Here is a 10,802-nt window from a genome sequence, read left to right on the forward strand (position 1 = left end):
TCCATGGCCTCACCGAAGGGATTCCCGATGCAAAACCGTTCGTTGCTTGCCGCGCTGCTCGTTGGCGCCTCGATCCTGCTCGCCGGATGTGGCGAAGCCGTCAAGCGGGCTCCGGTGCCGCTGGAGCAGCCGCTGACGCCGGCGACCATCTATCTACCGACGTGTCCACCGAACGAACACACCGGGCTTTTCGACAGCCGCGCTGCCCAGGACTTCGAGTTCGGGCGCGGAAACTGCGAAGCGATGGGCCTCATCCTGACCCGTGAGCTCGAACCGCTTTTCGACAAGGTGCGGATCGTGCAGTACGCCCCTTCCAAGGATGCTGACCGATTCGCCGTCGAGCCGGACAAGGCCACGGAAGCAGCGATCGGCAGCCGATACCGGATCGTCCTGATGCCGGCCTACGCCTCGCGCACCCGGACGCCGGGCGTGCAGCAGTACGGCAAGGTGGAGAAAGAAGTGTCGACATGGCTGGACTTCGCGGTCTTCTCGACCGCGACGGGCCAGCAGATCGGCACGGCCTCGCTGTATTCGATGAATGGCGCCCCCACTGGCGCGCAGGAGATCGGGCACCTGATCGCGCTCGGCGTAAAAGGACCCCGTTGCCAGGCATTGAACAAATATTCGATGCGCGCGTTCAGCCATGCGTTCGACGGCTGCCAGTCGTTCGCTCTGTATCCCGTCGATGCGGAGCCGGCCGAGGGCGACGACGCCAGGGCCGACGCCAGGGCGCCGGCTCCCACGACGGCAAAACCGAACTGACGTCGACGCCCGTCGGCCGATACAATGCGCGGTCTACAGAGCGGAGCTACCCATGTTCTACGCCATCACCGGTATCGATCACCCGAACTCCCTGGAAGGCCGTCGCGCTTCGCGTCCGGCGCACCTGGCCCGGCTCTCGGCGCTCAAGGAAGAAGGCCGCCTTAAGCTGGCGGGCCCGTTTCCGGCTATCGACGCCGAGGACCCGGGTGAGGCCGGCTTCACCGGCAGCCTGATCGTGGCCGAGTTCGAAAGCCTCGAGGCCGCCCAGGCCTGGGCAGACGCCGATCCGTACATCGGCGCGGGCGTTTACCGCGAGGTCACCGTTCGTCCGTTCAAGGTCGTCCTGCCGTGACAGTCGAGAAAGTCGAGCGCATCCGCCGGCTGCTGACCGAGGCCCTGGCCCCGCTCGAGCTGGACGTGATCGACGAGGGGCATAAGCATGCCGGCCATTCGGGCGAGGGGAAGGGCCATTTCTTCGCCCGCATCGTCAGTCCCGCCTTTGCCGGAAAAAACCCGATCGAGCGGCACCGCATGGTCTACGCTGCACTGGGCGACATGATGCCGGACGGCATCCACGCCCTCGCGATCGAGGCAAAAGCTCCCGGTGAGTGATCGTTAGGCCGAAAAACAACGGGTTAGCGCTTTAACCTCATGCTGCTTCGCGTATTGCGCACCCCGCCCCCCTTTGGCAAAGTGACCGATCAGCCAGGGGGTGGCTCCCGAACGGAGCCCTCGGCCGCGTCCCAACGGAAACCATAATGCGTCTGACCACGATCAAGCTGGCGGGATTCAAGTCGTTCGTCGACCCCACCACGCTGCACCTGCCCACCAATATGACCGGCGTCGTCGGCCCTAACGGCTGCGGCAAGTCGAACATCATCGACGCCATTCGCTGGGTCATGGGTGAGTCCGCCGCCAGTCGCCTGCGCGGCGATTCGCTCACCGACGTGATCTTCTCCGGCTCCAGCGCGCGTAAGCCGGTGGGTCAGGCCACGGTCGAGCTCATCTTCGACAACAGCGACGGGACGATCCAGGGCGAGTACGCGAGCTTCGCGGAAATCTCGGTCAAGCGCATCGTCAGCCGCGACGGCCAGTCCTCGTATCACCTCAACGGCGCGCGCTGCCGTCGCCGCGACATCACCGACCTGTTCCTCGGCACGGGCCTGGGCCCGCGCAGCTACTCGATCATCGAGCAGGGCATGATCAGCCAGATCATCGAGGCGGCGCCGGAAGAACTGCGCACCCACCTCGAGGAAGCGGCCGGCATCTCCAAGTACAAGGAGCGCCGCAAGGAAACCGAGAGCCGCATCAAGGCCACGCGTGAAAACCTCGACCGCGTCCGCGACGTGCGCGACGAGGTGGAAAAGCAGCTCGACCACCTCAACCGCCAGGCGCGTGCGGCCGAGCGCTGGAAGGCTTTCAAGGAAGAGCACACCCATCGCGAAGCCGAGCTGCGCGCCCTCGAATATCGCACCTTGCATCGCCAGCACGAAGGCGAGGGTTCGGGCCTGCGTGAGGCCGAGCTGGAGATCGACAAGCATCTTGCCGGCCAGCGCCAGATCGAAGCGCAGCTGGAAACCGTGCGTGAGCGTCACCAGGGCGCCAGCGAGCACCTGAACCAGGTCCAGGCCGAGGTCTACAAGGTCGGCGCCGAGATCGCGCGCGTCGAACAGCAGGTGCGCCACAACCGCGATCTCAGCGAGCGCCTCACCCGCTCGCGCGCCGACACCGAGCGCGAGTTCGAGGAACTGCAGGGCCACATCACGGCCGACCGCGAGCAGGTGGAAACCCTGCGCATGGCCCTGGCCGAAGGCGAGCCGAAGCTCGAAGCCCTGCAGCAGATCCAGGACGAGACCGGCGAAGCACAGCGTGCGACCGAGACCAAGCTGGCCGACTGGCAGCAGCGCTGGGATGCGCACACCCGCGGCGCGTCGGAATCGAGCCGTGCCGCCGAAGTCGAGCGGACCAAGCTGGCCTACCTGGATCGACAGACCGTCGACCTGTCGCGCCGTAAGGAAGCGTTGGAAACCGAGCAGCGCGCGACCGACGTTGCCGCGCTCAACGCGGCGTCCGAACAGCTCGACATCGAACACGATACGCAACGCGAGCGTGTCGAAACGCTCGGCGGCGTGCTCGATCAGCACAAGGTGTCGTACGAGCGTGTCCTCGACGAAGAGCGCCAGGTGCAGTCGTCGCTCAACGAGGCCCGCCAGCAATTGCAGACCGCGCGCGGCCGCCAGGCCTCGCTCGAAGCGCTGCAGAGCGCTGCGCTGGGCCAGGAAGAGACCGCGGCGAGCGGCTGGTTGGCCCGTTTGGGCCTCGATCGCTCACGCCGCCTCGGCGAGTCGCTCCAGGTCGATGCCGGCTACGAGTCCGCGGTGGAAACCGTCCTCGCCGGCGTGCTCGATGGCGTGCTGGTGGATGCCATCGGCGCTTTGACCCCGGAATTCGAGGCCCTCGGCAACGCCGATGTGGCGCTGTTCGCGAAAGAGCAGGTCGGCCCCGGTGCAGCCGGCACGCTGGCTGCCTACGTGCGTGGCCCGGTCGCTGCGATGGCGCTGCTGGGCAATGTCTTCCTGGCCGACTCCGTCGAGGATGCGGCGGCGCGCGTTTCGGCGCTCGCCGCACACCAGTCGGTAATCACGCGTGACGGCGCCTGGATGGGCCCGGGTTGGGCGCGCGTGCTGCGCGCGCAGGGCAACCAGGTCGGCGTGCTCGCCCGTGAGCGCGACATCCGCCAGCTCGCCGAGCAGATCGAAACGCTGGAGGCTTCCAGCGAAGAGTGGACCGAACAGCTCGAAACCCTGCGCACGCGCAAGTTCGAGACCGAACGTCAGCGCGATGACGCCCAGCGGGACCTCTACGCGGCCCACCGCCGGCTTTCCGAACTGGCCGGCCAGCTGCAAAGCCACCGCGGGAAGATGGAAACCGCTCGCGCCCGCGCCGAAAAAGTCGGTGGCGAGATCAGCGTCATTCTCGAGCAGGTGGATGAACTCGCCGGCCAGACGCGTGATGCGCGCTCGCGCCTGGACGAGGCGGTCGGCCTCATGGGCGACCGCGAAGACGAGCGCCGTGGCCTGGAGAACGAGCGTCGCGAACTGCTCGAAGCGCGCGAGGAAGCGCGCATCAATGCACGCGAAGCGGCCGATCAGTCGCACCAGCTCGCCCTGGGCATGGAGTCCAAGCGGGCAGCGCTTACCTCACTCGAGCAGGCACTGGCCCGTCTCGACACCCAGTTGCGCCAGGTCACTGCGCGCCGCGACGAGATCGACCAGCAGCTGGCCGCCGGCTCCGACCCCATCGCCGAACTCGAGGAAGAGCGGCAGACCTATCTCGACCAGCGCCTGCTGGTCGACAAGCAGTTGGTCGAAGCGCGCCGCGCCCTCGAAGACTGCGACGCCGAATTCCGCCGTCTCGAGCAGGAAAGGCAGCGCACCGAACACGTCCTCAACCAGGTACGCGAGAACGTCTCCGAGAAACGTCTGGCGGCCCAGGCCCTGCAGCTTCGCGCCGAACAGCTGGCCCAGGCGATCAAGGCCTCCGGCCTCGAGCTGGAAGCCCTGCTGACCGAACTGGCCGAAGATGCCGAGCCCGAGCGCTGGCAACAGCAGCTCGTCGACCTGTCGCAGAAGATCGCCCGCCTCGAACCAGTCAACCTCGCAGCGATCCAGGAACACGCCGAGCAGTCGCAGCGCAAGGAATACCTCGATGCGCAGCTGGCCGATCTGGTCAGCGCCATGGAAACGCTCGAGGGCGCGATCAAGAAGATCGACCGCGAGACCCGTCAGCGCTTCAAGGAGACTTTCGATCGCGTGAACGCGGGTGTGCAGGAACTCTTCCCGCGCCTGTTCGGCGGCGGGCACGCGTACCTCGAACTCACCGGCGACGACCTGCTCGACACCGGCGTGGCGATCATGGCGCGCCCGCCGGGCAAACGTGTCAGCAACATCACGCTGTTGTCCGGCGGCGAGAAAGCGCTCACCGCCGTGTCGCTGGTCTTTGCCATCTTCGGCCTCAATCCTGCACCGTTCTGCCTGCTGGACGAGGTGGACGCACCGCTGGACGAAGCCAACGTCGGCCGCTTCTCGGCCATGGTCCGTGAGATGAGCGAGAAGGTGCAGTTCATTTTTGTCAGCCACAACAAGGCCACCATGGAGGCCGCGTACCAGCTGTGCGGCGTTACCATGCGTGAGCCGGGCGTGTCCCGCCTGGTTCAGGTCGACCTCGCCGAAGCGTCCAAGCTCGTCGGCGTGGCTTAAGCACTAAACAAGGAATCGAAGCATGCATCCCGTCATCGGCCTCGCCTGGAACCCCGCCGTAGGCATCCCGATGCTTTTCGTCGGCATCGTCGTCCTTGTGCTCATCTGGCTGTTTGGCCAGCCGCGCAAGGAACAGCAGGGCCGTCGCAAACCCGTGCCGGAGGCGCAGGAGCGTTCGCGCGAGCGCCGCGAGCCCGTCTTCAACGACGAGGGTGAAGAAGTCGGCGACGGCGGTGAATCCTTCAGCGCCCGGGACGATCGCTCCTACGACACGCGCGGCGACCGTGAATTCAGCGCCCGCGACGACGAGGCCAACGATCCGCTGTTCCGTCCGTCGCCCAAACAGGGCGAGCTGGACGTGGACCTGCGCGCCGAGCTGGAGCGCCTGGGCGCTTCGCTGTCCGGCGATCGCGGGGCCATCCATCCGCCGCAGGCTCGCGACGAATCCGCTGCGCCGGTCGCGCCGCCGCATTCGCCACAGCAGCGCGTCGAACCACGCTTCGATCTCCCGTTCGACCTCGACGAGCCGGTTGCCGCGGCACCTGCGCCGGTCGCCCGGCCGGCCGCACCGGCGCCCACGCCGGCTCCGGCTCCGGCTCCGGCACCTGCCGCGCCGCCGAAGGCGCCGCCGCGTTCGGACCTGGGGCGGCGTCCGTCGCACGCGCCGGTCGAGCGCATCGTCAGCCTCTACGTCGTCGCGCGCGAAGGGAGCAAGTTCCATGGCTCCGACCTGGTCGTCGCCGCGGAAAAGGCTGGCCTCGAATTCGGCGACATGGGGATCTATCACCGGCTGGTCGACGGTCATCCGGAACAGGGTCCGATCTTCAGCGTGGCCAACCTGACCAAGCCCGGCAACTTCGACATGGGGCGCATCGCCACGCTGCAGACCTCGGGCCTGTCGTTCTTCATGGCGCTGCCGGGTCCGGCACCGGCGCTGGATGCCTGGGACGCCATGCTGCCGACCGCGCAGCGCCTGGCCGAACTGCTCGACGGCCTGGTCCTGGACGAGGAGCGCAACGCGCTCGGTCGGCAGCGCATCGCGCATATCCGCGACGAACTGCGCGGTTGGGACCGCGGGCACGAAGGCGAAGAGATCAAGTTCGGCCAGTAATGTACACACCGAAGACCTTCGTCGAGTCGCGCCTGCCCGTCCTGCACGAGGCGATCCGTTCGATCGCCTTCGGTACCCTGGTCACGGCAGGCGAGGGCGGCATCGAGGCGAGTCACCTGCCGTTCGTGCTGGTACCGGACGAGGGCCCGCTGGGTACGCTTTACGCCCATGTGGCCCGGCCCAATAATCATGCAGGCCGTCACGGCGGCGAGGTGTTGGCGATCTTCGCCGGCGCGCACGCTTACATCTCGCCGAACGGTTATCCGGGCAAGGCCACGCATCACCGCGAAGTGCCGACCTGGAACTACATCGCTGTCCATGCCTATGGCCGCGTGGAAACCTACGACGATCCTGCGCGCCTTCGGGCCCACCTGGTGAGCCTCACCGACCAGTCGGAGCGCGCTGCTTCGCAGCCCGTGCCGTGGAAGGTCGATGACGCCCCCGACGACTATGTCGCGGCCAACCTGCGCGCCATCATCGGCATCCGTCTGCCCATCGACCGTCTCGAAGGCAAGTGGAAGCTCGGCCAGAACCGCCCGGTCGAAGACCGCCTCGGCGCAGCCACACTCCTCGCCGAACGTCCCGGCGACGACGAGCAGGCCATAGCGCGGGCTATGGTCGACAGCACCAAGGGCTAACGCGGATAGTGTGGGAGCCGCTTCAGCGGCGAAAGGGATAGCCGCTGCGCGACTCATGTGACCAGCGGCTTGCGCCGCCACAGGCGGGTGTCCGCGGGGAAGCCGCGAGGGGCAAGGCCCTTGGGGCCGCCGGCGCAGCTCTTCGAGGCGGGCGGTAGCTGGTCACTCGCTCCGTTAGCTGGTCGGAGCCGCCCTCAGCTCATGCGGCCCCAAGGGCCTTGCCCCTCGCGGCAGCGAACGCTGACGCTGCGTGTGGTCGAGCACACCGCCTAGAAGCCGACTATGTCGGCGAACCCTCAACCGTCATATCGCGACTGAGGCCGTGCATTGCATCGTGCAGGCGGTTCAACCGCTCCCCAGATCATCGCAACGCCTCCTTCGCACGCATGACAGCCTGAGGGTTCGCCGACATAGTCGGCTCCTACAACTGCGGTGACGTTTGCAGGCGGTGCGCTCGACCTCACGCAACTTCACGGCGCGGTGCCGCGGTTGGGTTGGCCCTTGGGGCCGCATGAGCTGAGGGCCGCTCAGTTAACGGGCGGAGCGACCGCGTCACCTACGGCCCGCCTCGAAGAGCTGCGCCGGCGGCCCCAAGGGCCAACCCGACCGCGGCTCCCCGACACCGCAAAAACCCACGTATTCACACTGCCGCAACACCCGTCTGCGTCACTGTGAATGCCTTCGCATGTCGGGTTCATTGGCACGACGCATACATCCGACCCGGCATGCTTGTTCCACCCCCAGAGGAACACGAGAGACATGTCGGCAAGCATGCGTGCGCCCCTTTGCATCTATTACCTGCATCCCCTGCTTGCAGGGCCGATGACCGCGTGGAATCCCTGGATCGAGCATGCTGCCTCGCTGGGCTTTCGACAGCTGTTGGTTGCGCCGCCGTTCGAGCCTTCGGCCTGCGGTGACGTTTTCGTCACGCGGGACTTCGATCGGCTCAATCCCTCGCTGGGCGCCGATGGCGACGCCACCACGCGGTTGGGCCAGATCGCCAAGGCGTGCCGCGCGCAGCACATGGAGTTGTGGCTGGACGTGTCGCTGGATGAACTGGCGTCGGATTCGCCGCTGCGTGGAGAACATCCGGACTGGTTCCGGGCGATCGCGGCCCAGCACGGCACGCCCGATCCCCGTTGGACGCCGAGCGAAAGCGACAGCGCCCGCTGGCGATTGAATGACCCCACCGTGGCCCATGCCGCTACCCAATGGTGGATCGACCGCCTCCGACGATGGACGGCGGCCGGCGTTGCCGGCTTCCGCCTGATGCATCCGCAGCGGCTCCCCGCGTCGCTTTGGAAAACCCTGATCGATGCCGTCCACGACGTTTCGCCCGACGCGGGCTTTCTCGCCTGGACGCCGGGAAGCACGCCCGAGGAATTGGCCTCGATGCGGGGTGCGGGCTTCGATGCCGTGGTGTCGTCGGCCAACTGGTGGGATTTCCGCGCGCCCTGGTACGCCGAGGAGGCGGCCCGCCTGCAGGCGATCGCGCCAGCGCTGGCCTGTACCGAGGCCCCGTTCGCCACTCGCCTGGGCGATGAACTGGGTGAGGAAAACCAGCTCGACCACGCTTACCGCCGTGCGATCGCGTTCGCCGCCACGGCGCCGGGCGGATGGATGATGCCGGTGGGCTTCGAATTCGCCGCGCACGACGCCCTCGATCCGCGGCGCGGCGCGGTGATCACGCCTGCCGACCTGGCGGCGGGCGCTGTCGTGGATGTCACCGCAACCGTCAAGGCGGCCAATGCCGCCGTCGGTGAGCGCATCCACGGTGTGCCGACGATCGTCACGGGCAAAGGCATCGCCGCCTTCCTCACCGTGGACGGCGCGGATCCACGCACGGCCACGGGTGCCACGCTCACCCTGGTCAACGCCTCGCTCGATCGCGAAGCGCCGCTGACCGCCGCCGACGCCTTGATCGGCGACGCATCCCACTTCGGTCCCTGGACCACGCCCGATGGCCGCAAGGTCTTCGATGAAGGCGATGAGGTTGTCCTGCATCCGGGTGCCGTACTGACTTTGACCGCCCATGCGGGTGCGCCTGTGAAACGCAAGATCGGCGCGACCGCCCATAAGGAATTCATGCAGTCTGCTACGAAAGCCCCGCGAATCATCATCGAAGCCGTCCAGCCCGTCGTGGATGGCGGTCGCTTCCCCGCCAAACGCATCGTCGGCCAGGCCATCGATGTCACCGCCGATATCTTCGCCGATGGTCACGATGTGCTCGCCGCGCGATTGCGCTATCGCGCCCTGGATGAGAAAGCCTGGCGCGAAGTCGTGCTCGAGCCCGTCAACAACGACATCCATGCGGCGCGCTTCACACCCACCCGCATGGGTCGATACGAGTTCCAGATCGAGGCCTGGCGCGATCCGTTTGCTACCTATCGTCACGAACTCGAGGTGAAACACGCCGCCCACGTGCCCGTAGCCCTGGAATTGGAGGAGGGCAGGTTGCTCGTCGAGGCACGTGCGAAAGACGCGGCCGGCGCCAAAGCCAAAGGCTTGCGCAGCCTCGCCACGGCTGTCGCGCGTAGCGAAGGCGACGAGCGCCTCGAACTCCTGCTCGCCGATAGCACCCTGGCCTTGATGACGGCGACGGATCCCCGCCTTCGTTCGACGGTCACCGAGTCCTTTCAGCTCGAGGTCGATCGCCGCGAGGCGGGGTTCGCCAGCTGGTATGAATTGTTCCCCCGGTCGATGACCGACGACAAAGCGAAGCACGGCACGTTCCGAAGCACCATCGCGCGCTTGCCGGCTGTGCGTGACATGGGCTTCGACGTGCTGTACTTCCCGCCGATCCATCCGATCGGTACGGCGTTCCGCAAGGGGCCGAACAACAGCTTGACGCCGGGTCCGGATGACCCCGGTAGCCCGTATGCGATCGGCTCACCCGATGGCGGTCACACCGCGCTCCATCCGCAGCTGGGAACGATGGAGGACTTCCGCGCCCTGCGCGATGCCGCGCACGAACACGGCCTGGAACTCGCACTCGACTTCGCGATCCAGTGCTCGCAGGACCATCCCTGGCTGAAAGAGCACCCGGAGTGGTTCGACTGGCGCCCCGACGGCAGTATTCGTTACGCGGAGAATCCGCCGAAGAAATACCAGGACATCGTCAACGTCGATTTCTACGCCGAAGGCGCGATCCCGTCACTGTGGCAAGCCCTCTGTGACGTGGTGCTGTTCTGGGCCAATGAAGGTATCCGTACGTTCCGCGTGGACAATCCGCATACCAAACCGTTCCCGTTCTGGGAGTGGATGATCGCGCGGGTGCGGGCGAAGTATCCCGACGCGTTGTTCCTCTCCGAGGCGTTTACACGCCCCAAGCCGATGTATCGCCTGGCCAAGGTCGGCTTCAGCCAGTCGTATACATACTTCACCTGGCGAAACTCGAAGCAGGAGTTCGTCGACTACCTCACCGAGCTGACGACCACCCCGCCGAAGGACTTCTTCCGGCCGAACTTCTTCGTCAATACGCCGGATATCGATCCCTACTTCCTGCAGACATCGGGTCGACCGGGCTTCCTCATTCGCGCGGCGCTCGCGACGACGCTGTCCGGCCTGTGGGGCATGTATTCCGGCTTCGAGATTTGCGAAGCCGCGCCGATGCCAGGCAAGGAGGAGTACCTGGATTCGGAGAAGTACGAGATCCGCGTCCGCGATTTCAGTGCGCCAGGCAACATCGTCGCCGAGATCACCCAGCTCAACGCGATCCGCCGCGCGCATCCGGCGCTGCAGAGTCACCTGGGTGTGCGCTTCCTGCCGGCGAACAACGCGCAGGTGCTGTTCTTCGAAAAGCGCTCGGGCGATGACGTCGTGCTGGTGGCCATCAGCATGGACCCGCATAACGCCCAGGCCGCCGACCTTTCGCTGCCGCTGGGCGACTGGGGCTACGCCTCGGACGCGCAGCTGGATATCCACGACCTGCTTCACAACCAACCCATCGCCTGGCGCGGCGCCGATCAGCATGTGTGGCTAGGCCTCGGCCAGCCCTATGCGATCTGGCACGTGCGGCTACCCGGAGTCTGA

The 10,802-nt window shown here is 66.6% G+C and carries 7 protein-coding genes; all 7 read left to right on the top strand.

The window, feature by feature from the left end:
• The first annotated feature begins 27 nt into the window (after positions 1–27).
• Entirely contained in the window at positions 28–762 is a 735-nt protein-coding gene (locus BJI69_RS15650) for a hypothetical protein (protein WP_046980790.1), read from the top strand.
• 52 nt (positions 763–814) lie between these two features.
• Positions 815–1,114 (top strand): YciI family protein, encoded by a 300-nt coding sequence (locus tag BJI69_RS15655; protein WP_046980791.1) that lies wholly within the window; start codon positions 815–817, stop codon positions 1,112–1,114.
• The gene (locus tag BJI69_RS15660; protein ID WP_046980792.1) at positions 1,111–1,374 is read left to right on the top strand and encodes a BolA family protein; all 264 of its coding nucleotides are present in this window, start codon (positions 1,111–1,113) and stop codon (positions 1,372–1,374) included. Before BJI69_RS15655 ends, BJI69_RS15660 begins: the two co-directional genes overlap by 4 nt.
• A gap of 146 nt (positions 1,375–1,520) precedes the next feature.
• The gene (gene smc / locus BJI69_RS15665) at positions 1,521–5,021 is read left to right on the top strand and encodes a chromosome segregation protein SMC (protein ID WP_046980793.1); all 3,501 of its coding nucleotides are present in this window, start codon (positions 1,521–1,523) and stop codon (positions 5,019–5,021) included.
• Positions 5,022–5,043: 22 nt separating this feature from the next.
• Complete coding sequence (zipA, locus tag BJI69_RS15670) at positions 5,044–6,132, top strand: cell division protein ZipA (RefSeq protein ID WP_046980794.1); 1,089 nt, start codon at positions 5,044–5,046, stop codon at positions 6,130–6,132.
• Positions 6,132–6,770: an FMN-binding negative transcriptional regulator gene (locus tag BJI69_RS15675; RefSeq protein WP_046980795.1), complete on the top strand. Its 639-nt coding sequence runs from the start codon at positions 6,132–6,134 to the stop codon at positions 6,768–6,770. The genes zipA and BJI69_RS15675 overlap by 1 nt, the downstream gene beginning before the upstream one ends.
• A gap of 759 nt (positions 6,771–7,529) precedes the next feature.
• Positions 7,530–10,802 (top strand): maltotransferase domain-containing protein, encoded by a 3,273-nt coding sequence (locus BJI69_RS15680; RefSeq protein ID WP_046966702.1) that lies wholly within the window; start codon positions 7,530–7,532, stop codon positions 10,800–10,802.

The organism is Luteibacter rhizovicinus DSM 16549, assembly GCF_001887595.1.
Lineage (GTDB): Bacteria > Pseudomonadota > Gammaproteobacteria > Xanthomonadales > Rhodanobacteraceae > Luteibacter > Luteibacter rhizovicinus.